The organism is Mycobacterium sp. OAS707 (genome assembly GCF_014873705.1).
Classification (GTDB): Bacteria; Actinomycetota; Actinomycetes; order Mycobacteriales; family Mycobacteriaceae; genus Mycobacterium.
Map to the genome: position 1 here is coordinate 699,373 of NZ_JADBDS010000001.1, position 23,289 is coordinate 722,661.

A 23,289-nucleotide genomic window follows, 5' to 3' on the forward strand; every position below is an offset into this window, starting at 1 on the left:
TTAAAGGTCTAGACTATTGATCATGTCGTCAGCGACCGATGTGATCGAAGAGTGGTTACGCAGCCAACGCCCCGCCGTCGTCTTCGACTTCAACGGCACGCTGTCGGACGACGAGCACATCCTGTTCGACATCTTCAGCGACCTGTTCCGTGTCCATCTCGGCTGGGCGATGACCGCCCGGGACTACCGCACCGACCTGTTGGGCCGCAGCGACCGCGAGATCATCGAGCATGCCGTGACGCACCACGGCGGCGGCACCGAAGAAGAAGTCGCCGAACTGCTGCGGTTACGACAAGGCATCTACCAGCAACGGGTCGCCGACCACAATCCGATCGGCCCGGCCGCTGCACAGCTGGTGAAGTTGTTGGCGGACAACCAGATTCCCGTCGGCATCGTGACAGGAGCCCAGCGCGACGACGTGCTTGCGGTCCTGAACGGCAGCCCCACCGGCGAGTTGGTCGGCTTCCTGATCGCCGAGGAGGACGTCAACGACGGCAAGCCGCACCCGGAGGGCTTTCTCAGCGCAGCGGCCAAACTGGACTGCGACCCCAGCGACGTGCTCGTCTTCGAGGATTCGGTTCCCGGTGTGCAGGCCGCGCTGGCCGCGGGCATGCACTGCATCGCGGTCTGTGCCGACGAGCCGTCCCCCGAACTGCGCGCCGTGGCGCCGGCGATTGTGCCCCAACTGTCGGTCGACCTCGTCGCGGCGCCGCTCAGCCGCTGGCGTCGCGGATAGCCGACTGCGACTCCACCCGCGATTTGATCCGGATTCGCGCACGGTCGGATCGGTGGTAGTCGCGGGAGAACTCGACTGCGACTCCGTCCTCGGTGAACGACGTACGGGTGATCAACAGCAGCGGACTTCCCGTTGCGACACCGAGGATTTCGGCCTGCTCGTCGGTGGCCTGCGTCGCCTCGAGTTCCTCATCAGCGGCGAACGGGGACGCGTTGTACTCGCGCATCACCGCGTACAGCGAGCCGGTGAGATCGGCGGACAACAGCCCCGGGAACACCGCCGCGGGCAGGTAGGCCTCCTCCAACACGATCGGCTCACCGTTGGCCAGTCGCGCGCGCAGCACCTCATGCACCTGTGCTTTGCGGTTGAGCCCAAGGGCCTGTCGTACATCGGCCTCGGGCCTGCGGGTCGTGGCGCGCAAGACCCGCGCGCCCGCTTCGACACGGATTCGGCGCATCTGCTCGGTGAAGCCGGGCAGACTCGCGTGGTCGAACTCGAATCGCGGCGCGGCCACGAAGTTGCCGCCGAAGCGGCCGCGTCTGCGGTCGATCAGGCCCTTGGCTTCGATGGCGCTGAGCGCCTGGCGAAGGGTCATTCGGCTGACGCCAAGCGCGTTGGCGATCTCCACCTCGGACGGCAGCTTGTCGCCGGGCGTCAATGTGCGGGACACGATCAGCTGCTCGAGCCAACTGCCGATGCGGGAGTGGGCGGGCAGTTCGGCTGCCCCCGCCAGGTCGGGCCGCTCCGCCAGCAGCGGATCGTCCATCGTCAACACGCGCATATCGCAGCTTTCAGCCGTGCCTGGCGCCGATCCGGTGCAGCAGGTCGTGCACGATCTCGTCTTCGAGCCGATAGCTGACGAGCCGACCCACGCGGGTCGAGGAGACCCAGCCCTGTTGCCTCAGTACCCGCAATGCCTGGGACACCGCGTTCTCCGATCGGCCAAGGGCCGCCGCCAGGTCGCCGACGCAGATTCCCGGCGTGCGGTGCAGGACCAGCAGTATCTCCAGGCGGTTGGGGTCCGACAGCAGGTCGAAGCGCTGCGCCCAGCCGGCGGTGTCGACATCGGCGAGCGCCGACGACGCCCGTCGCACCGTCTTTTGGTCACCGGGTTGCGCCACCCGTCAAGGCTAATCCCTTGCCCCCATTACCTGACGGGTCCGACACTTTTGGGAAAGGGCGCGTAGTTATCCCCAGACGTGAATTCATCCACAGGTTGGGCGGTTTCAAGCCCGACTGACGGCGCATTGTCCGCGGCTCCCGGAGAATCAAACATGTGTTCGAAGAGTGTGGTGATGGCGAGTTGCTTGATCTGATGGGTGATGCCCAGCAGGTCGAGCGGGCCGCGTCGGCTCAGCGGTTGTTGGCCATCGGCGCGTACACGGTGCGCCGGATCGCTGAGCAGACCGACGAGCACAATTTCTGGGCGGTGGATGGCTGGGAGCAGATCGCCGCGGAGATCAGCGCGCAGTTGGGCATCAGCCGCAAGCGCGCGTCGTCGCAGATGAGCGACGGGCAGAGCCTGATCGAACGCCTGCCCAAACTGGCCGAGGTGTTCGCGGCAGGGGCGGTGGATTTGCGGGTGATCGCGGCCGCGATTTACCGCACCGATTTGATCATTGACGAGGCCGCGTTGGCGAGCGTTGATGCGCAGTTGGCGGTCAAGGCGCCCTCGTGGAACAAGCTCTCGCGCGAGAGGGTCGCCGAGTTGGTCGACTGGATGGTCATCGCCGCCGACCCCGAGGCGATCCGGGTCGCCAAACAGGCCGACGCTGATCGCCACATCGCGGTGCGCCCCGGCGCCAACGGGACCGCCGAAATCTATGGCCAGGTCCGCGGCCCCGACGCCGCGGTCTTCGACACCGCGTTGGATGCGTTGGCGGCCACGGTGTGCCCGGATGATCCACGCACCACCGCTCAGCGCCGCACCGACGCACTGAGCCCGCTGTCGGCGCGGGCCACCAGCATGGCGTGCCTGTGCGGGTCCCCGAACTGCCCCGCCACCGCCGAGGTGCCCTCGAGCCCGGTGGTGATCAATGTGATCGCCGAGGCCGCCACCGTCGACGGCACCAGTAGCAAGCCGGGGTATCTGCCCGGCTACGGCGCGGTCCCGGCGGCCACGGTCACCGAGTTGGCCAACAGTGCCGCACTGCGCCCGGTCCCCACCCCGAAAGACTTGGCCGCCGAACCCAACTACCGGCCCTCAGCGGGGTTGACGCGGTTCGTCCAGTCCCGTGATCTGACGTGCAGCTTCCCTGGGTGTGATCAACGGGCGGTGGGCTGCGATATCGACCACAGCGTCCCGTATCCGCACGGGCCCACTCATCCGTCCAACACCGGGCTCAAATGCCGCATCCATCACCTACTCAAAACGTTCTGCGGATGGAGCGACCGCCAACGACCAGACGGCAGCATCGAATGGACCTCACCACGCGGGCGCACCTACACCACCGCACCGGCCGGGGCGCGTTTCTTCCCCCAACTCGCCACACCCACCGAACCGCTGAGTCTGCCGAATAGTCCACCACCGAGCCCGAACCGCGACCTGGCGATGCCCAAACGACGACGCACCCGAACCCAAGACCGCCAATACCGCATCGACTACGAACGTGGCCTCAACCGCGCCCGCTACGACGCCGACCCACCACCCTTCTGAGCGTTTGGCGCGTCGAGGAAGGCTTCCTTGATCTCCTTGGGCCCGAACGGCCAGGTGTCTTCGGCCTTGGCGTAGATGAGAAATGCGATGGCGCCCACCACGATCCAGCCCAGCGACAGCCCGATCGACAGCCAGGTGGCGGAGACGTAGATGTAGAACCACCCCGCAAACGCGATGATCGTCGGCACCGGATACAGCCATTGCCGGTATGGGCGAACAAGATTCGGCTGGCGAACCCGCAGTACGACGATCGCGGCGACCTGAGCCAACGATTGGATGAGCACCAGCGTTGCAACGGCAGCGTTGATGATGGTGGTCAGCGTGAACAGCGAACCGATCATCGTGATCGCGCCCATCGTGAGCACACCCGCGGTGGGCAGGTTCAGCTTGGGATGAAGCTTGCCGAACACCGGCAGGAATACCTTGTCGCGGGCGGCTTCGAACGGGACGCGCGAACCGCCGAGCAATCCGGCGAAAACCGAACCGATGGCCGCGATCACGATCAGCGCGGTGATCGCTTGCGCGACACCGGATCCCCACGCCTGTTCCAGCACCGTGGACGCGACCGACGTGGCGCTCTTCAACTCGTCCAGCGGCACTGAACCGAGTACACCGATCTGCAGCAGGAAGTACAGGCTCATGATGCCGAGGATCGAGAAGACGATGGACCGTGGGATGTTGCGGCCGGGATCGCGGATCTCGGCGCCCAGGTAGGCCGTCGTGTTGTAGCCGAGGTAGTCGTAGATCGCAATGATCAAGCCGGCGCCCAGTCCTGCCCAGAACGTGCCATGGCTGCCGAACGCGCCCGGCGTGAACGCGAACGCCTGCGCTCCGCTGAAGTGGCTGAACGCCGCGACGATGGTGCTGAGCACCGCGATCAGCATGACAACGAACAGTGCCGTCGTGAGCTTGCCGATCTGCCCGATCTTGCGGAACAGCGCCACCATGATCAGCAGCGTGATGCCGACTCCGATGATCTTGCCCAGCGCGGTGTTCCCGGACGCATCAGTCACGCCGGGTATCAGGTAGCCCAGGTACTGGACCAGCCCGATGATGCCCGTCGACATGATCAGCGGAATGAAAAGGACTGCGCTCCAGACGAATAGGAACGGCGCCAACCGTCCGGTCCGGTACTGAAATGCCTCGCGCAGGTAGATGTAGGTACCGCCGGCACCGGGCATGGCGGCACCGAGTTCGGCCCAGATGAGGCCGTCGGCCAGCGCCACGATGGCCCCGATGATCCAACCGAACATCGCCTCCGGCCCGCCGATGGTCGCGACCATCGCTGGGATCGTGACGAACGGACCGATGCCGCACATCTGCGTCATGTTGATGGCCGTGGCCTGCAACGGCCCGATCTTGCGTTCGAGCGCCGGCTGACCGGACACCGACACGGAGTCGAGGGATGGGGAACTCACGAGATCCTCCTAAACACTTTGTTAGGAAAGTTTCTTAACATACTATCGGCGGGTCTGGAAGAGTTGGTTTGTAAATTCCCTGCGACTGGAACGGAGACGGTCACGGTGGTGGGTCAAGCCGCGCCGCAGGCGGGCACGCCGGCGAGCATGCGGGCACTGAACCAGCGACTGGTGCTGGAGCGACTCCGGGTGCATGGCGAAGCAACCCGTCCTCAGATCGCCAACGACACCGGCCTATCGAAACCAACAGTCGGTCAGGCGCTGCTGGATCTGGAGCAGCATGGCCTGGTGCGCGCGATCGGACGAAGCACCTCGGGTCCCGGGCGCGCCGCGGTCATCTACCAAACCGCCCCTGACGCCGGACATATCGTGGGTGTCGACATCGGGCGTCGCGTGATCCGGGTCGCGGTCGCCGACCTCGACGGCACGGTCGTCGCCAGGGTTGATCAGCCGAACCAGAGCCGCTCTGGCGCCATGTTGCAGCGCACCGCATGCGAATCCGTCGAGCGTGCAATCGCCGACGCCGGGCTGAAGCCCGACGGCATCGTCGTCACTGTGGTTGGCACACCGGGCATTCCCGACGTCAGTGCCGGAACCGTGCACAGGTCGCCAAATCTGCCCGGTTGGGAACGCCGCGGACTCCTCGGCCAGTTGGTCGACGCGCTCGGCGCGGCGGGCTCCGAAGTCATCGTGGAGAACGACGCGAATCTCTGCGTGGTCGGCGAGCACGCGCGCGGCGCCGCGCAGGGCGTCGATGTCGTCGCGTGCCTGACGGTCGGCACCGGCATCGGAATGGGCCTGCTGCTCAACGGAAAACTCTTCCGCGGCGCGCACGGCGCCGCAGGCGAGATCGCGGATCTACCGTTCGACAGGGTGCCCGCGGGGGTGGCGCAACACCGACCGGGACCGGTGGAGACCGCGGCCGCGGCAGAGGCGGTGGTTTCGGCCGCCAACGAGGCCGGCTTGAAGCAGGTGCGCTCCGCGAAGGCGGTCTTCGACCTGGCTCGCAAAGGCGATCAGCTGGCCATGCAGGTCGTCGCGGAGGAAGCCGCCAAACTCGCCCATGTGGTTTCGATCGTCACCGCGGTCCTCGACCCCGGCCTTGTCGTGCTGACAGGCGGCATCGGCCGCAACGCCGACCTGCTGGCCGAGCCGATGCGCCGCGAGTTGGCCCAGAAGATCCCTGTCGTCCCGGACATCGTCGGAGGCCATCTCGGCGCGGATGCCGTCCTCGTCGGCGCGATCGCGTCGGCGAAGAACACCGCGTGGGACCTGGTCTTCGACCGCCGGGTGCGCAGAACCGCGAGTGGGGAATAGCCAATGGAAGTCGTCATCACTAATCACGAAACGCAGTGCGGCGCAACTGCAGCCGACATCATCGCCGACGCGATCACCTCGGGTGCTGCCACGCTGGGGCTGGCCACCGGCTCATCGCCATTGTCGGTCTACCGCGAGCTGATCCGCAGGCATCGCGAGGAGGGCCTCAGTTTCGCCGACGCACAGGCGTTTCTGCTCGACGAGTACGTCGGCTTGCCGCCCAGCCACCCGCAGTCCTACGCACATGTCATCCGCACCGAGTTCACCGACCACGTCGACATGGATTCCGAGCGGGTGCACAGCCCCAACGGCGTCGCCGACGACATCTTCGCCGCCGCAGAGGAATACGATGCGCTGATTCGCGACTTCGGCCCGATCGACGTTCAACTGCTCGGCATCGGCGGCAACGGCCACATCGGATTCAACGAACCGGGATCGTCGTTGCGCTCGCGCACCCGGGTCAAGACCTTGACCGAGCAGACACGGCGCGACAACGCCCGATTCTTCACCGGCATCGACGAGGTGCCACGGCATGTCATCACTCAAGGTCTCGGAACCATCTGCGACGCGCGCCATCTTGTGCTGATCGCGACCGGCGGCCACAAGGCTGAGGCCATCGCGGCCGCCGTGGAAGGCCCGTTGACCGCGAGTTGCCCGGCGTCTGTGCTGCAGCTACACCGACACGTCACGGTAGTGGTCGACGAGGCCGCCGCCGGTCAGCTCAAGAACGCCGACTTCTACCGGTATGCGCTGAAACACAAACCGCTCCAACAGAAGTACTGAGCCATTCAGTCCAGGAAGCCGTGCAGCAGTGCGGCCGAACCCGCGACGTGCGCACGCATCGCCGCGGCCGCACCCTCACCGTCGGCGGCCAGTATCGCGACGACGATCGCCTCGTGCTGTTCGTCGGAGTGCGCGATATTGCGGGGCAGCAACGGAATCTGGTCGAGCAGTCCGTTCAGTCGCATCCGGTTCTCGGCAACCAGCGGCACCAACGACGGCGAGCCTGCCGCTTCGGCGATCGCCAGGTGCAGCCGCGAATCCAGCCGACGGTAGTCGTCCGGCGGCGCACCGCGGACATCGGTCATCCGCGACCACAACACTTCCCGCTCCGCCGCGGTCAGCGTGCGGCTGGCGGCCATCCGCGCCGCCCCGACCTCGAGAATTTCACGCAGCCGCAGCGCGTCGTCGATTTCGTCGCGGGTGACACGCGGGGTTTCGGTGTGCCGAGGCAACGCGTCGGCCAGGAAAGTGCCGCCGTACCGTCCCCGGCGCGAAACCAGGTAGCCCGCGTCAGCCAATGACTTGATGGCTTCGCGGACCGTGTCACGGCTTACTCCCAACCGCGAGGCCAATTGTCGTTCGGGCGGAAGTGATTCGCCCGGCTGCAGCACACCGAGCCGGATGGTCTGCAGCAGCCGTTCGACGGTGTCCTCGAAGGGGTTCCCGGGCCGCACCGGGCGCAGCAATGCCTCGCTGGCCAATGGGACGTCCGGGTCGGCGGTCATTAGATCGGCGTGACGTAGTGGCCGCTGATGCCACCGTCGACCAGGAAGGTGGCCCCGGTGATGAACGACGAGTCGTCGCTGGCCAGAAATGCGACCGCGGCCGCCAATTCCTCCGGTTCGGCGAACCGGCCCATCGGCACGTGTACCAGGCGACGCGCCGCACGCTCGGGATCCTTCGCGAACAGCTCCTGCAGCAGCGGGGTGTTCACCGGTCCCGGACACAGCGCGTTGACCCGGATCCCGCTGCGCGCGTACTGAATTCCGAGCTCGCGCGACATCGCCAGCACTCCGCCCTTGGACGCCGTGTAGGAGATCTGCGAGGTCGCCGACCCCATCACCGCGACGAACGAGGCGGTGTTGATGATCGAGCCCTTCTTGGCGGGCACCATGTAGCGCAGCGCCGCCCGGCAGGACAGGTACACCGACTTGAGGTTGATGTCCTGCACCTTCTGCCACGCCGGCAACTCAGTGGTCTCGATGACGTCGTCGTCGGGCGGCGAGATGCCCGCGTTGTTGAAGGCGATGTCGACCGAGCCGTACGTGTCTGCGGCGGTGTCGAACAGGTTGTCGACGGCCGCTTCGTCCGAGACATCAACGGGGACAAACAATCCGTCGAGCTCGTCGGCCGCGGCCTTGCCGGCCGTCGGGTCGATGTCACCGACCACGATTCGCGCGCCCTCGGCGTGCATCCGCCTGCCGGCGGCCAGTCCGATGCCTCCGGCCCCGCCGGTGATCACCGCAACCTTGCCTGCCAGTCGTTGGGTCAAGTCCATCTAGCTATCTCCGATCGCGTAAAAGACGTTCTTGGTTTCGGTAAACGACAGTGGCGCGTCGGGGCCGAGCTCGCGACCCAATCCGGACTGCTTGAACCCGCCGAACGGCGTGTTGTAGCGCACCGACGAATGCGAATTCACCGACAGATTGCCGGATTCCACGGCGCGCGACACCCGAAGCGCCCGCGACAGGTTGTCGGTCCAGATCGATCCCGACAGGCCATAGGGGGTGTCATTGGCAAGCGTGATCGCGTCGGCCTCGTCCTCGAACGGCAGCACCGTCACCACCGGGCCGAAGATCTCTTCGGTGACGGTGCGGTCGGTGCGCGACGGCGTCAACACCGTCGGAGGGAACCAGTAACCCGGGCCGGACGGCGCATCGCCGCGGAACGCAACCGGTGCGTCGTCGGGTACATAGGAGGCCACGGTGGTCCAATGCGGTTTCGACACCAGTGGACCCATCTCGGTCTTCTTGTTGCGCGGGTCGCCGACGACCACGCCCTTGACGGCAGGCTCGAGCAGTTCCATGAACCGGTCATAGACGCTGCGCTGCACCAGTATTCGGGACCGCGCGCAGCAGTCCTGCCCGGCGTTGTCGAACACCCCGTACGGCGCCGTGGCCGCGGCCTTCTCCAAATCGCAGTCGTCGAACACGATGTTGGCGCTCTTGCCGCCGAGTTCCAGCGTGACCCGCTTGACCTGGGCCGCGGCACCGGCCATCACCCGGGTGCCGACCTCGGTCGACCCGGTGAACACGATCTTGCGGATGTCGGGGTGGCTGACGAAGCGCTCCCCCACCACCGAACCCTTGCCCGGCAACACCTGGAACAGGTCGGCAGGCAGACCGGCCTCCACAGCGAGTTCGCCGAGCCGGATCGTGGTCAACGGCGTCCACTCCGCCGGCTTGACCAGGACCGCGTTACCCGCGGCAAGCGCGGGCGCGAACCCCCATGAGGCGATCGTCATCGGGAAGTTCCACGGCGTGATCACGCCGACGACACCCAGCGGCTCGTTGAACGTGATATCGAGCCCGCCCGCAACCGGAATCTGCTTGCCGGACAACCGCTCTGGAGTCGCCGAATAGTACTGCAACACATCGCGAACGTGGCCGGCCTCCCACTCGGCATTGCTGATCGGGTGCCCGGAGTTGGCGACCTCCAGCTGCGCGAGCTCGTCGACGTGCGCGTCGACCGTTGCAGCGAACGCCCGCAGCGCGCCCGCTCGCTCGGCGGGGGCCAGCCGCGCCCACTCGCGTTGTGCCGACTTGGCGCGGGCCACCGCATCGTCGACTCCCGCCTCATCGGTCTGCTCGACGGTGCGCAGTACCTCTTCGGTGGCCGGGTTGATCAATTCGCTTGCAGTCACGCGTTCACTTTCTCCTCGGCGTATACGGCGGCCGCCTGCACCACCGCTGCGAACAGTCGCAGGTCATCCAGGCGCTCCTCGGGATGCCACTGCACCGCCAAAACGAAGTCCTCGCCGGGGATTTCGACACCCTCGATCACGCCGTCCGAATCCTGGGCCGACACGATCAGTCCGTTGCCCAACTTGTCGATGGCCTGGTGGTGATAGCACTGCGCGTCCGACGACTCGCCGATCAGCGAGGCCAGCCGGGTTCCCGCCACAGTGCGCACCGCCGAGGTGGCGAACACCGCGTTGCCCTGCTGGTGGTGCGTGTGCCCGATGACGTCGGGCAGATGTTGGTGCAGCGTCCCGCCCAGCGCGACGTTGATCACCTGTGCCCCGCGACAGATTCCCAACACAGGAATGCCCCGCCGGATCGCCTCGTCGACCAAGGCGAACTCCAGTGCGTCCCGCATGCGGTTATCGGCCACCGCCTCATCTGTAGCCGGATGTGGTTGCTGCCCATAGCTTTCCGGACCGACATCCCGGCCGCCGGTGACGATCAACCCGTCCAGTCCGTCGAGGATCCGTGATGCGATCTCACCGTCGACGGGCTGCGGCGGAAGCAACGCCGCAATGCCGCCCGCCAGGTTCACCCCTTCGATGTAGATCGCAGGCAGGAAGCTGGCCCGCACATCCCACACCCCGGTCTGCGCCTGCTGCAGGTAAGTCGTCAACCCGAGAACGGGTCTAGAGCCGCTCAAAACCACGCACCCTTTCCCAATCCGTCACCGCCCCGTTGAACGCGTTCAGCTCGATCCGTGCGTTGTTCAGGTAGTGCTCGACCACGTCGTCGCCGAAGGCCTCACGGGCCACCTCGGACTTGCCGAACAGCGCCGCCGCTTCGGCCAGCGTCGTGGGCAGCCGCTCCGCGCCCGACGTATACGCGTTGCCCTCCAACGCTTCCGGCAGGTCGAGTTCGCGCTCGATGCCGTACAGCCCGCCCGCGATCAGCGCCGAAACGGCGAGGTACTGATTGACGTCGCCGCCGGGCGCCCTGTTCTCCATCCGCATGCCGTGGCCGTGGCCGACGACCCGCAGCGCACAGGTCCGGTTGTCGAGGCCCCACGCGATCGCGGTCGGCGCGAAGCTGCCCTCCACGAATCGCTTGTAGGAGTTGATGTTCGGTGCGTATAACAGCGTCAGCTCGCGCATCGTCGCCAGCTGCCCGGCGATGAAGCTGCGGAACATCGGCGACATGCCGAGCTCGTCATCTGAGTCGGCGAACACCGCAGCGCCGTCGTCGCCACGCAGCGAGATGTGGATGTGGCAGCTGTTGCCTTCACGCTCATCGAATTTGGCCATGAAGGTCAGGCTCTTGCCGTGCTGATCGGCGATTTCCTTGGCGCCGTTCTTGTAGATCGTGTGGTTGTCGCACGTGACGCGCGCGTGGTCGTAGCGGAATGCGATCTCCTGCTGGCCGTAATTGCACTCGCCCTTGACGCCTTCGCAATACATGCCCGCGCCGTCCATCCCCACCCGGATGTCGCGCAGCAGCGGCTCCATCCGGGTCGACGCGAGCATCGCGTAGTCGACGTTGTAATCGGTGGCCGGGGTCAGCCCGCGGTAACCCTTCGCCCAGGCTTCGCGGAAACCGTCGTCGAACACGATGAATTCCAGCTCGGTGCCGACGTAGGGCACCAGTCCCCGCTCGGCGAGCCGGTCGATCTGGCGGTTGAGAATGCTGCGCGGCGCCTGGGTGACGGGGTTGCCGTCGGTCCAGGACAGGTCGGCCATCACCATTGCGGTGCCGGGCAGCCACGGCAGCAGCCGCAAAGTGGTGAAATCGGGCGTCATCACCATGTCGCCGTAGCCGGTCTCCCAGCTCGAGATCGCATAGCCGTCAACCGTGTTCATATCGACGTCGACGGCGAGCAGATAGTTGCAACACTCGGCGCCGTGGGCGGCGACATCCTCGACGAACAACCGGGCCGACACCCGCTTGCCGGTCAGCCTGCCCTGCATGTCACAGAAGGCGACGATGACGGTGTCGATGTCGCCTGCGGCCACCAGCGACTCGAGCTCGGATTGCGACAGCATGCCAGTCATGACGAGAAGTCAACCATTAGAAACCGCATCTCGCCTGCCTGACCTTGGACATTTACCGAATTCTCACCCTAAAGGTAGGGCATCAGACCATTAGAATTCAATAACGCTGCTCAGACAGTCGTCGACGAGGGGGCAGTGCGCACCGTGTTGGCCCTCCGGTTGATCCGGACGTCGAAGGCTTCGGACACATGCCACTCCCGTGACAGCATGACCGGAGTGCCGTCGCGGCCGTAGTCGACCTCCTCGATGTACAGCAGCGGTCTGCCCCGCCGCACACCGAGCACCTTCGCGGTCTGGCCGGTGCTTGCAACTGCGCGAAGCGTCGCGGTGGCGTGGTCCGCGGCGTGGCCGCAGGAGCTCAGCAACGCGAACAGCGACGGGTCCAGGTTCTGCAGATCGAGCTCGGTGCCCAGCAGTCGCGCAGGGATGCGATCGAGCGAGTAGATCACGGGCTGCTCGTCGGCCGTACGCACTCGTTCGACCGCCAATACGGTCTCCCCCGGTTCGAGTTGAAGTGGCGCATCGTCGAGCCCACCCGGCTCGAAGGCCGCTTGCAGGATGCGCATGCCGGCGCGGGCACCGGCCGTCTCGATCATCGCCAGGTAGCTCAGCGTCGCGTCGAGTCCGTGCGGCATGCGCTGCCGCTCGGTGACGTAGCTGCCCGAGCCACGACGACGGCTGACGTATCCGGCCTCGACCAGTCCACGCACCGCTTCTCGCACCGTCGCGCGAGATACGTTGAAACGCTTGGCGAGTTCGCCCTCGCTCGGCAACTTGGCTCCCGGCTGCAACTGCGAACTGGAGATCTCCTCCAGCAACTCGTCACGCAGCCGATCGGCGAGCAGAGTACGGCCGGACACGCTACAAAGCCTACGTCCGGCCCTCGCGTGCGGCACCCGCGGTCGTCGCCTCCATGACGCAGCGAACCTGGTCTACCACCGAAGGCGCACCGGGCAACAACCCATCGAAGATGGCGCTGCCGATGGTGAAGCCCCACGCCCCCGCATCGCTGACCGCGAGCACTCGGTCGATGGTCGCGATCGATCCCGCGACGATCACCGGGCCACTCGAGCGCCCCACCACTTCACGGATCAACTGCTCGTGATCGGCGCTCGGATGGCGATACGCCAGCAGGTCGAGCCCGCTGACGTGGTCGAGCGCGGTGAGCCGTGCGGCATCGCCTGCGATTTCGTCGATGCTGCCGAGCAGCACGCTCGGATGGTCGACGACCTTGCCAGGGAACGGGCAGTACCGCACGCCATCCGGCAGCAGACCGGCCGCATCTGCCGCGTGGGTGCCTCCGAGCACCCAGTCCACGCCCGCTGCGGCCGCCGCGTTCAGCGATGCCAGCTCGTCTTCCTTGCTGGTCGAGACCACCTCCAACATCACCTCGAAGCCAGTGTCGTGGGCCAGCGCGGTGAGCTCCCGCTGCCGTGCCGCATCCGCGCCGACGTCCTTGAAGCCGATGTAGCGCAGCCCGGTGTCGGCCAACTGCGGCACCACCTCGGCGGCGTTTTCGATGGTCCGGTCACCGTGGGTGAGCATGAACACGAATTCAGACACGGCAGCGCTCCTATTCCATTGCTTTCGCGGCGTCGGCCACGATCGACCGCGCCGTCTCGTCCGACCACACGCCGAGCACGTCGGCGAGGTCCGCGATCGAAATCCGTTCCCGCAGCACGTGGGAATTCCGCAGCGCCCAGAACAACAGGTCGTCGTCGTAGCCTGCGCCGAGGTCTTCCGCCCGGGTGGGCAGGCCGCTCGCGTTGCTGATCTCGTCGGACCGTTCCGGTGAGGACAGTCGCAGCGACCGGGCAAAGCCATCCCACTCCGAAACCACCGACTCGAGCTCGGATCGATTCGCCAGCAACCAGTCTCGTTTGGCCGAATACGCCGTCCAGCACTCTTCCGCGGTCTGCGGGTCGAATTCGGCGAACGCCCGACTCACTGCGTCGCGGCTCGTCGCTTCGTCGGGTATCCGCACCTTCGCATCGCCCGACCGGATCGTGGCATCGACGAGTTGCCAGACCCGAACGGCCAGCCGGGTCGCGACCGTGACCTGCATGCCGTGCGCCGCGGCAGGACGGCCCTGGCGGCTGCGTGCCATTTCCATCAAATGCGAGACCGCATGCTCGGTACCCGAGGCAGGCGCCGTCGAACCGACTATCCCCATCGACAATCCGCTTGCCGCCAGAAGCCGGGCCAGATCGGCGATTCCGTCGGGCTCGGCGTCACGCGCCGCCCTGGCAAGCCTCGGCAGCACCGGGTTGGCGGCGAGGATGTCCTCGACGACCGCTGCGTTGTACGGCGGTCCGTGGCCGAGCCGGGCGGCCAGCCGCCACTCGGCGACCGCGTTGGGGACCGTCGAAAGATCGCCAACCCCGGCGAGATTCAATTGCCATGGCGCCGAGGCGAGGATGTCGGTGTCGGCGACCAGCACGTCCGGCCACCTCGACTGCACGGTTCGCTTCGCCCCTGCGATGACGAGCACACTGCGGTCAGCGATGAAACCGTTGATGCTGCAAGCGGTTTGGACGGCGACGTGATGGTTGCCGGTGCGCTGTGCGGTGACCTTGGCGATGTCGGTGAGCGTGCCGGACCCGACCGAGATCAGCAGCCGGCGCTCCCCCACTTCGGCGACGGCCCGCTCGACGGTCACCTCGTCGGCCCTGACCGTCCCCGCGCCGAGCTGAACCACCCGGCAGCCGAGCCGGCCTGCAAGCCGCTCCACCACCGGCCCGGCCGGGGTGCGATACGGTGCGCCGTCGCTGAGGATCAGCGGATCCCTTCCGATGAATCTCTCGACGCTGTCGCCGACCGCGCCGTCCAACACCGACGCGCCGATCCGGACATCGACATTGGGCAGGCCGTCGTGGCCGTCGGCGCGCAGCGTCGACAACAGCGAGGCCGGATCGGGGACGGTGATCACGTTGGCCCAGCCGATGAACGAGGCTGCGCCAACGCCGATTCCACGGCATCGAAGGCAGCGAGGTAGCGGCGGTAGGCCTCCGCGTAGGTCTTGGTGGCCTCCGGCTCGGGCTCGATCGCGGCCGGAGCGAGCCGGACGGCGACCGATGCTTCGGCGAAGTCAGCGAAGAACCCGCTGCCGACGCCTGCGACCATCGCAGCGCCAACGGCGGTGGCCTCCTCGGTGAGCACCCGGCGCACCGGTCGCCCGAGCACACTGGCCTTGATCATCGCCCACAGGTTGTCGCGGGCGCCGCCGCCGACGATCCGCACCTCGCCGCGACCGAGACCCAGCGCGTCGAGGCGTTCGACGATGTCGCGCAACGCAAATGCGCAGCCTTCCAGTACTGCGCGGGCGACGTGAGCCGGGGTGTGGTTCATCGCAAGGCCGAGCAGCGCGCCGCGCATCTGGTCATTCCACCGCGGTGCCGTGGCCCCCGACAGCGCAGGCAGGAACAACACGCCTTCACTGGCGGGCGGCGCCTTGCACGCCAACGGAAACACCTCTGCCTGCGGCATGCCGAGCACGCCGGCAAGCCAGAGGGTGCTTCCGCCGCTGACGAATCCGGGATTCTCGATCAGCCATGCGCCGGGAACCGCGTGGCCGTGCGTCTCGACCAGACCGAGCGGGTCGCGCACCGGCGTCGCCGAAACCGTCGTCACCGGTTCGGCGGTGCCGGTGACGTCGACGACGACGCCGGCCTCGATCGCGCCTGCCCCCACCGATGCGGCGTGCTCGTCACCGGTGCCGACGACCACCACGCATTCCGCGGGCAGGCCGAACGCTGCAGCGATGCCCGGCAGTAGGGTACCAACCACGTCGGTGGAGCGGCGCACCGGGGCGAACCTCGCCGGATCCAGATCGGCTGCGGTGCAAAGCGATTGGTCGAAGCAGCCGCGGGTGACGTCGTACATCATCGTTGACGACGCATTCGCGGCGTCCTGGGCGTGAGAACCGGTCAGGCGATGCAGCAGGTACGACCCGACGGGCGCCAGCGTCGCGGTGCGCTGCCAGACCTCGGGTTCGTGGTCGCGGATCCACATCATCTTCGGTGCACTGTGCGAGGCGTCGGCCACCAGGCCCGTCCGCTCGGCCAGCGTCTCCTCCCCGACCGCAGCGACCAGCCGGTCGCACTGCTCGGTCGCGCGTTTGTCCAGCCAGATGATGGCCGAACGCAGCGGCTCGCCGTTGACGTCGCAGGCGACGATGCCGTCGACCTGGCTGCCGAGACCCATCGCAACGACCCGGGAAGGTTCGACACCGTCCATTGCCGTCCGGACGGCGTCTTGCAGTGCAGCGCAATAACTCTGGGGGTCCTGCTCCGCCCAGCCGTCGTGCAGGTGCGTCATGCTCAGCGCTGCCGACCCGGTGGAGACGACGTCGCCTGCCTCGTCGACCAGGACGACCTTGATGCTCTGCGAGCCGACGTCGACTCCCAGCACTAAAGACACGGCTGTCCTCAGCTCACGGCGAACGGGTCGGCGTCTCGTCGGCCGCGATCTGGGTCGCGGACATCGTGCCGTAGCCCTCCTTTTCCAGGTTCACGCCGTACTGCCCATGCGAAAGCGCGAACTCCTCTTCAGGTGAGAGCACCAGCTTGTGCCGGCCCACGATCCCGAAGTACAGCAGACCGATCACGAAATAGATCAGTGTTCCGACGACACCGGGCCGATAGTCCGGATTGAAGAACAACGAGACCAACGCGACGAGCGCAATGAAAGCGGCGACGGCCGCACCCCCGACGCCCCACGGACTGCGGTATGGCCGTTCGATGTTCGGCAGCTTGCGCCGCAGCATGATGAACGCCGTGCACTGCATGAAGTACGAGATCACCGCACCGAAGACGGCCATGTACAGCAGTGCACCGACGATCTTTCCGGCGAGGGCATTCTCGCTCTGGCCGAGCAGATACATCAGCCACACGAGCAGGAACCCGACAACCGCTCCCGCGATCAACGCGACGTACGGCGTATTCCGCTTCGGGTGTGTTATCGAAAGGACCTGCGGGAAATAGCCTGCGCGCGAAAGCGAATACGTGTTGCGCCCGTAGGCGTAGATGATCGTGAAGAAGCTCGCGATCAACCCGATCAGCCCGATCGTGGCGAGAATCGCGGCCCCGGTGCCTTCACCGAAGACCGCCTTGAACCCGTCGAACAACGGGGTCGCCGACGTGCCGATGCTCGCTGCGCCACCCCCGACACCGGTATTCAGGAACAGAGTCAGCACGGCGAACAACACCAGCGTGTTGAGACCCCAGATCGTGGCACGCGGGATGTCGCGCTTCGGATCGTGCGACTCCTCGGCGGCCAGCGGCAGTTCCTCGATCGCCAGGTAGAACCAGATCGCGAACGGCAAGGCCGGGAAGATGCCCCAAAGTCCCTTGGGCAGGAAGCTGTTTCCACCCTCATCCGGGGGGATGTTGGTGAGCAGGCCGAAGTCGAACTTGCCCGAGAAGAGCACGGCGAGGAAGAAGAACCCGAGGATGCCGAGCGCCAGCAACGTGATCACCACGGTGAACCGCATCGTGATCTCGATGCCCATGATGTTGATGCCGACGAAGATGATGTAGAAGACCGCCGCCCACAGCACCGGACTGTTCCACCACCCGTCGGCACCGGCCAACTCGAAAACGATGTCGTGGGACAGGAAGCCCATGGCACTGACGACCACCGCGGGTGTGATCACGTATTCCATGTTCTCGGCAAGGCCGGTCACGAATCCGCCCCACGGTCCCATCGCCGACCGGGAGAAGGAATAAGCGCCACCTGTGTGAGGCAAGGCGGGTGACATCTCGGCGATGCTGTAACACAGGCCGTAGTACATGACCGTGATGATGACGCCCGCGATGAGTAGGCCGCCGAACCCGCCGGCGTCCAGACCGACGTTCCAGCCGTAGAAATCTCCGGAGATGACGGCGCCGACACCGAGCGCCCACAGCGACCAGAACGCGGCGTGACGGCGCAGCTTGCGCCGTTCGAAGTAACCGTGTTCTGCGTCCCGATAGGTGACCGATCCGACTGCCCGCTTGTTATCCGCCATGGCGGCCTCCTCGGCAATTGGCCAAAGTTGTCAGACAACTTGGACAATAATGACGGTGAATCCCCACGTCAATATCGAGACGGAGACAGTTCGGAAACAGCCGAAATGCCAGCTAGCTGCCCCGCCGGGCCACCTGCGGGGAAGTTTTACGCGGCCGTCATCTCCAAAGGTAGGACGCCAGACCAATAGCGGCCTATTGTCTCCTACGGAACTGCGCTGTCCCCATCGGTGAAGGAGAACCGTCGTGCCAGAGGGCCATGAGCATTTGAATGACGACGAGCAGCATCTCGCCAAGCTCGGTTACGTGCAGGAGTTGTCGCGGTCGTGGTCGGGCTTCTCCAACTTCGCCATCTCGTTCTCGATCATCTCGATCCTGGCGGGCTGCTTCACCTCATTCGGCCTCGGCTGGAACAACGGCGGCCCCGCGGCGATCGCATGGGGCTGGCCACTGGTTTCGGCGTTCATCCTCGTCATCGGGCTGTGCATGTCGGAGCTGGTGTCGGCATACCCCACCTCGGGTGGAATCTATTGGTGGGCAAGCAAACTCGGCGGGGCGAAGGCCGGCTTTTACACCGGCTGGCTGAACCTGATCGGGTTGATCGCCATCCTGGCATCGGTCGCCTACGGCTGTGCGACGTTCTTGGACCTGACGCTGAGCACCTTCAGTGAGAGCTGGGCCGCCGGCTACAGCCTGACCAGGGTGTTCTACATGTTCGTCGGCATCCTGGTGATCTCGGCGCTGATCAACATCTTCTCGTCGCACCTGTTGGCGGTCATCAACAACATCTCGGTGTGGTGGCACGTGGCAGGCGCCGCGGCCGTCATCCTGATCCTGTTCCTGATTCCAAAGCGGCACGCCAGCTTCAGCGACGTCTTCGCCACCACCGTCAACAACACCGGGATGTTCAACGGCGAGAAGGGCTTTGGCTGGCTGATCTTCGTGCTGCCGATCGCGGCGATCCTGACGCAGTACACGATCACGGGCTATGACGCGTCCGCGCACCTGTCCGAGGAGACCAAGAGCGCCGCCGACGGTGCGGCCAAGGGCATCTGGCGTTCGATCTTCTACTCGGCCATCGGTGGCTGGATTCTGCTGCTGTCGTTCCTGTTCGCGGTCCAAGACGTGGACGCGGTGACCAAGGGCGGCGGCCTCGTGCAGGTCATCTTCGCGCAGGCCCTGGACAGCAAGTGGGTCGCCATCGTCTTGCTGATCTCGACCGCGGGCCAGTTCTTCTGCACGACCGCCTGCCAGACCAGCGCGTCGCGGATGTTGTTCGCGTTCAGCCGCGACAGGGCGGTGCCGGGTCATCAGCTATGGTCGAAGGTGAGCTCGAACAAGATTCCCGCAAACGGTGTCATGGTCACCGCGTTGCTCGCCGGGGTCATCACCCTGCCCGCCCTGAAGAACGTGGATATCAACGGAGCGCCGGCGCCGATCGCGTTCTACGCGGTGGTCTCCATCGGCGTCGTCGGGCTGTACCTGTGCTTCGCGGTGCCGATCTATTACCGCTGGAAAATGGGGGACTCGTTTGAGGTCGGTCGATGGAACCTGCGGGGACATCACAAGTGGATGGCGCCCGTCGCGCTGATTGAGATCGCTGTCACATCGCTGATTGCGCTCTTCCCGACATCGATCGGCGGCGTGCCGTTCGGCGGCAGCTTCGATTGGAAATTCGTCAACTACACCCCGCTGCTGGTCGGCAGCGTGTTGATCCTGCTGTGGATCTACTGGCACGCCTCGGTGAAGAACTGGTTCACCGGGCCGATCAAGCAGGTCGACGAGACGGGCGAACAGCTCGAGGGCGTGTCCTAGCCGCGGCACAGAGGTTTGACAATCCTCGCCAGTGGGTAGGGTCGGCTGAGTGTGCGGAGCCGCTGGCGAGGTGCGTCTGGACGGTCGGACACCCGATGTTGCTGCCGTTTCGGCTATGGCCGAGGCGATGGCGCCACGGGGTCCCGACGCCGCCGGAGTGTGGTCTCAGGGCCGAGTGGCGCTCGGCCACCGACGCCTGAAAATCATTGACCTGTCCGAAGCGGGCGCGCAGCCGATGGTCGATTCCGACCTGGGCTTGGCGGTCTGCTGGAACGGCTGCATCTACAACTACAAGCAGTTGCGGCGCGAACTGAGCGAGCAGGGCTATCGGTTCTTCTCGCACAGCGACACCGAGGTATTGCTGAAGGCATACCACCACTGGGGTGATCGCTTCGTCGACCGCCTCTACGGCATGTTCGCGTTCGCGATCGTCGAGCGCGACAGCGGCAGGGTGGTGCTCGGCCGTGACCGTCTCGGCATCAAGCCGCTGTATCTCAGCGAGGATGCCAAGCGCATCCGGTTCGCGTCGTCGCTGCCCGCGCTGCTCGCGGGCGGCGATGTCGATACCCGCATCGACTCGGTAGCCCTGCACCACTACATGACCTTCCACTCCGTGGTCCCCGCGCCCCGCACGATCTTGCGTGGCGTGCGGAAGGTGCCGCCCGCGTCGCTGGTCGCCATCGAGCCGGACGGGCGCTGCACCACCACGACGTACTGGGAACCGGACTTCACGCCGTGCGACGACCGCGCCGATTGGTCCGAACGTGATTGGGAGGACGCGGTTCTCGAGGCGTTGCGGGTGGCCGTCGATCGCAGGCTGGTGGCCGACGTGCCCGTGGGATGCCTGCTGTCGGGCGGCGTCGACTCGAGCCTGATCGTCGGCCTGCTCGCCGAGGCCGGCCAGCACGGGCTTGCCACGTTCTCGATCGGCTTCGAGTCCGTTGGCGGCGTCAAGGGCGACGAGTTCCGCTACTCCGACATCATCGCCGAGCGCTTCGGCACCGACCACCATCAGATCCGCATCGGCACCGATCGCATGCTGCCTGCGCTCGACGGCGCGATCGGCGCCATGAGCGAACCGATGGTCAGCCACGACTGCGTCGCCTTCTACCTGCTCAGCCAGGAGGTCGCCAAACACGTCAAGGTCGTGCAGTCCGGGCAGGGCGCCGACGAGGTGTTCGCCGGCTACCACTGGTATCCCCCGATGGCCGACGCCACCTCGGTCGAGGGGTCCGTTCGCAAGTATCGCGAGGCGTTCTTCGACCGCGATCCGGCCGGCTACCAGGCGCTTGTCGCACCGGCCTATCTGGTCGACGGTGATCCCAGCGAGCAATTCGTCGCCGAGCACTTCGCCAACCCCGGCGCCGCGACCGGTGTTGACCGCGCGCTGCGTCTCGACACCACGGTGATGCTGGTGGACGACCCGGTCAAGCGCGTCGACAACATGACCATGGCGTGGGGCCTGGAGGGCAGGGTCCCGTTCCTCGACCACGAGCTGGTCGAGCTGGCCGCCACCTGCCCGCCCGATTTGAAGACCGCACACGACGGCAAGGGTGTGCTGAAACAGGCTGCGCGCAAGGTGATTCCGGCCGATGTCATCGACCGCCCCAAGGGTTATTTCCCCGTGCCCGCGCTGACTCACCTGGAAGGCCCCTATCTGGACCTCGTCCGTGACGCGCTCTACGCGCCCGCCGCCAAGGAGCGTGGCCTGTTTCGGCCGGAGGCCGTCGACCGGCTGCTCGCCGACCCCAACGGCAGGCTCACCCCGTTGCGGGGCAACGAGCTTTGGCAGATCGCGCTGCTGGAACTGTGGTTGCAGCGCCACGGCATCACCGGTGCCGCGGCATGACGGCGCTGGATCCCGACCATTCCGAGGCGATCACCCTCGGCCTGCACGATGCGTCGCCGCAGCACATGGTCGACGCCATGGCCGACGATGTCGTCGTCGAATTGGGTTGGGGGCGGCTGATTTTCGGTCAGACGTTCGCCGATCCCCACAAGCTTGCCGAGGTGCTGCGGCACGAGGGGCAGGGCAGACGCGACATCTGCATGTACGCCCGCGAACCGCAGGTCCTCGTCGCGCTCGCACCCGCCGAACTGTTCATCGACCCGAGCCACACCTATCGGCTGCGGTTCTCCGATGACGAACCGGATGGCGCGCCAACCGGTTTCTCGGTGCGCACGCTGCAAGGCATCGAGGACGCCGACGCGATGAACCGCGTGTACCTGCAATGCGGGATGGTGCCCGCACCTGTCGATGTCATCTGGGACAACCATCTTCATCGCGATCCCGTCGACTATCTCGTCGCCGTCCGCGACGACGACGGGACCATCGTCGGCACCGTGACAGGCGTCGACCATCAGCGGCTGTTCTCCGATCCGGAGAACGGCTCGAGCTTGTGGACACTGGCCGTCGACCCCACGTCGAGCCTGCCCGGCGTCGGCGCCGCCCTGACCCGCGCACTCGCGGCGATATACCGTGACCGCGACCGGGCATACATGGATTTGTCTGTGGCGCATGACAATGCGGCAGCGATCGCGTTGTACGAGAAGCTGGGATTCACGCGTGTCCCGGTGATGGCGGTCAAGCGTAAGAACGCGATCAACGAACCGCTGTTCACTCACCCACCGGAGACCGTCGACGACCTCAACCCGTACGCCCGCATCATCGCCGACGAAGCCATGCGACGCGGTATCTGGGTGGAGGTGCTCGACGCCGAGGCCGGCGAGATGCGGCTGAGCCACGGCGGGCGCAGCGTCGTCACGCGAGAGTCGTTGTCGGAGTTCACCTCCGCGGTTGCGATGGCCCGGTGCGACGACAAGCGACTGACCCGGCGCCTGGTCGCCGAGGCCGGAATCGCCGTGCCGAAGGGCCGATTGGCCACCTTCGACGACGAAGACTACGCATTCCTCGACGAGGTCGGCGACGTCGTGGTCAAGCCGACCCGAGGCGAGCAGGGCAAGGGCATCACGGTCGGCATCGACGGCCGCGACGAACTCGACGCCGCCCTGGCCAGGGCCCGCGAACAGCACCCGGACGTGCTCATCGAGCAGCGGGCACCCGGCGACGATCTTCGGCTGGTGGTGATCGACCACAAGGTGGTGGCAGCGGCGCTGCGGCGCCCGGCGGAAGTGATCGGCACCGGGCATCACACGGTCCGCGAGCTGATCGAGGCGCAGAGTAGGCGCCGGGCGGCGGCCACCGGCGGCGAATCCCGCATCCCCATCGACGAGGTCACCGAAGCGACGGTGGCCGAAGCCGGTTGGTCGTTTTCCGATGTGCTGCCCGAAGGCGTGCGCCTGCGTGTTCGCCGGACCGCGAATCTGCATCAGGGCGGCACCATTCACGACGTCACCGCCGAGGTGAACCCGGAATTGTGCGCGGTCGCGGTGACTGCCGCCGAGGCGATCGGCATCCCCGTGACCGGCATCGACCTGCTGGTTCCCGACGTCACCGGAGCCGACTACGTGTTCATCGAGGCCAACGAGCGGCCAGGCCTTGCCAACCACGAGCCGCAGCCGACCGCACAGGCGTTCGTCGACTTCCTGTTCCCCCAGAACCCCGGCCTGCCGCAGGCGTGGACGCCGGATCAACCGCCGCAGTAACC

The 23,289-nt window shown here is 66.2% G+C and carries 20 protein-coding genes; 7 read left to right on the forward strand and 13 right to left on the reverse strand.

Translation table 11 applies throughout. From position 1 onward, the window contains the following. The first annotated feature begins 22 nt into the window (after nt 1-22). Complete coding sequence (locus GGC64_RS03425; protein WP_192721036.1) at nt 23-736, forward strand: HAD family phosphatase; 714 nt, start codon at nt 23-25, stop codon at nt 734-736. On the opposite strand, the gene GGC64_RS03430 is transcribed toward GGC64_RS03425, so the two are convergent. Both GGC64_RS03430 and GGC64_RS03435 read right to left on the reverse strand, forming a co-directional pair. Further along, a complete protein-coding gene (locus GGC64_RS03430; protein ID WP_192721037.1) occupies nt 714-1,517 on the reverse strand; it encodes a GntR family transcriptional regulator in 804 nt (267 codons plus the stop codon). The two genes, GGC64_RS03425 and GGC64_RS03430, sit on opposite strands and share 23 nt — an antisense overlap. Before the next feature lie 10 nt (nt 1,518-1,527). Then, on the reverse strand, nt 1,528-1,857 hold the full coding sequence (locus GGC64_RS03435; RefSeq protein ID WP_192721038.1) for a metalloregulator ArsR/SmtB family transcription factor: 330 nt from the start codon (nt 1,855-1,857) through the stop codon (nt 1,528-1,530). Between the two features lie 155 nt (nt 1,858-2,012). Between GGC64_RS03435 and GGC64_RS03440 the strand changes: the two genes are divergently transcribed. Further along, nucleotides 2,013-3,392 carry an HNH endonuclease signature motif containing protein gene (locus tag GGC64_RS03440; RefSeq protein WP_192721039.1) on the forward strand — a complete coding sequence of 460 codons (1,380 nt, stop codon included), beginning with the start codon at nt 2,013-2,015 and terminating at the stop codon, nt 3,390-3,392. Here the strand turns inward: GGC64_RS03440 and GGC64_RS03445 are convergent. Beyond that, entirely contained in the window at nt 3,365-4,810 is a 1,446-nt protein-coding gene (locus GGC64_RS03445) for an APC family permease (protein ID WP_370581966.1), read from the reverse strand. The genes GGC64_RS03440 and GGC64_RS03445 overlap by 28 nt on opposite strands. Nucleotides 4,811-4,918: 108 nt before the next feature. On the opposite strand from GGC64_RS03445, the gene GGC64_RS03450 reads away from it, so the two are divergent. Continuing rightward, on the forward strand, nt 4,919-6,127 hold the full coding sequence (locus tag GGC64_RS03450) for an ROK family protein (RefSeq protein WP_370581967.1): 1,209 nt from the start codon (nt 4,919-4,921) through the stop codon (nt 6,125-6,127). A 3-nt stretch (nt 6,128-6,130) separates the two neighbouring features. After that, entirely contained in the window at nt 6,131-6,910 is a 780-nt protein-coding gene (gene nagB / locus GGC64_RS03455; protein ID WP_192721040.1) for a glucosamine-6-phosphate deaminase, read from the forward strand. 5 nt (nt 6,911-6,915) lie between these two features. On the opposite strand, the gene GGC64_RS03460 is transcribed toward nagB, so the two are convergent. From GGC64_RS03460 to GGC64_RS03505, 10 genes are all read right to left on the reverse strand, one after another. Beyond that, on the reverse strand, nt 6,916-7,635 hold the full coding sequence (locus tag GGC64_RS03460; protein WP_192721041.1) for a FadR/GntR family transcriptional regulator: 720 nt from the start codon (nt 7,633-7,635) through the stop codon (nt 6,916-6,918). Further along, nucleotides 7,635-8,408: a 3-oxoacyl-ACP reductase gene (locus GGC64_RS03465; RefSeq protein ID WP_192721042.1), complete on the reverse strand. Its 774-nt coding sequence runs from the start codon at nt 8,406-8,408 to the stop codon at nt 7,635-7,637. The genes GGC64_RS03460 and GGC64_RS03465 overlap by 1 nt, the downstream gene beginning before the upstream one ends. Then, nucleotides 8,409-9,773: an aldehyde dehydrogenase family protein gene (locus GGC64_RS03470; protein WP_192721043.1), complete on the reverse strand. Its 1,365-nt coding sequence runs from the start codon at nt 9,771-9,773 to the stop codon at nt 8,409-8,411. It lies immediately after the preceding gene. Then, entirely contained in the window at nt 9,770-10,516 is a 747-nt protein-coding gene (locus GGC64_RS03475; protein WP_192721044.1) for a gamma-glutamyl-gamma-aminobutyrate hydrolase family protein, read from the reverse strand. The genes GGC64_RS03470 and GGC64_RS03475 overlap by 4 nt, the downstream gene beginning before the upstream one ends. Further along, nucleotides 10,503-11,861, reverse strand: coding sequence for a glutamine synthetase family protein (locus GGC64_RS03480; RefSeq protein WP_192721045.1), 1,359 nt, complete (start codon nt 11,859-11,861; stop codon nt 10,503-10,505). The genes GGC64_RS03475 and GGC64_RS03480 overlap by 14 nt, the downstream gene beginning before the upstream one ends. Before the next feature lie 110 nt (nt 11,862-11,971). After that, nucleotides 11,972-12,721: a GntR family transcriptional regulator gene (locus GGC64_RS03485; protein ID WP_192721046.1), complete on the reverse strand. Its 750-nt coding sequence runs from the start codon at nt 12,719-12,721 to the stop codon at nt 11,972-11,974. 10 nt (nt 12,722-12,731) lie between these two features. Further along, entirely contained in the window at nt 12,732-13,424 is a 693-nt protein-coding gene (locus GGC64_RS03490; RefSeq protein WP_192721047.1) for a 1-(5-phosphoribosyl)-5-((5-phosphoribosylamino)methylideneamino)imidazole-4-carboxamide isomerase, read from the reverse strand. Nucleotides 13,425-13,434: 10 nt separating this feature from the next. Continuing rightward, complete coding sequence (locus GGC64_RS03495; RefSeq protein ID WP_192721048.1) at nt 13,435-14,790, reverse strand: iron-containing alcohol dehydrogenase; 1,356 nt, start codon at nt 14,788-14,790, stop codon at nt 13,435-13,437. Beyond that, nucleotides 14,787-16,280: an FGGY family carbohydrate kinase gene (locus GGC64_RS03500; RefSeq protein WP_192721049.1), complete on the reverse strand. Its 1,494-nt coding sequence runs from the start codon at nt 16,278-16,280 to the stop codon at nt 14,787-14,789. The genes GGC64_RS03495 and GGC64_RS03500 overlap by 4 nt, the downstream gene beginning before the upstream one ends. A gap of 13 nt (nt 16,281-16,293) precedes the next feature. Then, nucleotides 16,294-17,868 carry an amino acid permease gene (locus GGC64_RS03505; protein WP_192721050.1) on the reverse strand — a complete coding sequence of 525 codons (1,575 nt, stop codon included), beginning with the start codon at nt 17,866-17,868 and terminating at the stop codon, nt 16,294-16,296. Between the two features lie 244 nt (nt 17,869-18,112). Between GGC64_RS03505 and GGC64_RS03510 the strand changes: the two genes are divergently transcribed. From GGC64_RS03510 to ngg, 3 genes are read left to right on the forward strand one after another with little or no spacing between them, the layout of a single operon-like run. Further along, the gene (locus GGC64_RS03510) at nt 18,113-19,681 is read left to right on the forward strand and encodes an amino acid permease (protein WP_192721051.1); all 1,569 of its coding nucleotides are present in this window, start codon (nt 18,113-18,115) and stop codon (nt 19,679-19,681) included. 49 nt (nt 19,682-19,730) lie between these two features. Continuing rightward, nucleotides 19,731-21,530 (forward strand): N-acetylglutaminylglutamine amidotransferase, encoded by a 1,800-nt coding sequence (locus GGC64_RS03515; RefSeq protein ID WP_192721052.1) that lies wholly within the window; start codon nt 19,731-19,733, stop codon nt 21,528-21,530. Continuing rightward, nucleotides 21,527-23,287, forward strand: a complete 1,761-nt coding sequence (gene ngg, locus GGC64_RS03520; RefSeq protein ID WP_192721053.1) for an N-acetylglutaminylglutamine synthetase — start codon at nt 21,527-21,529, stop codon at nt 23,285-23,287. The genes GGC64_RS03515 and ngg overlap by 4 nt, the downstream gene beginning before the upstream one ends. Nucleotides 23,288-23,289: the final 2 nt, after the last annotated feature.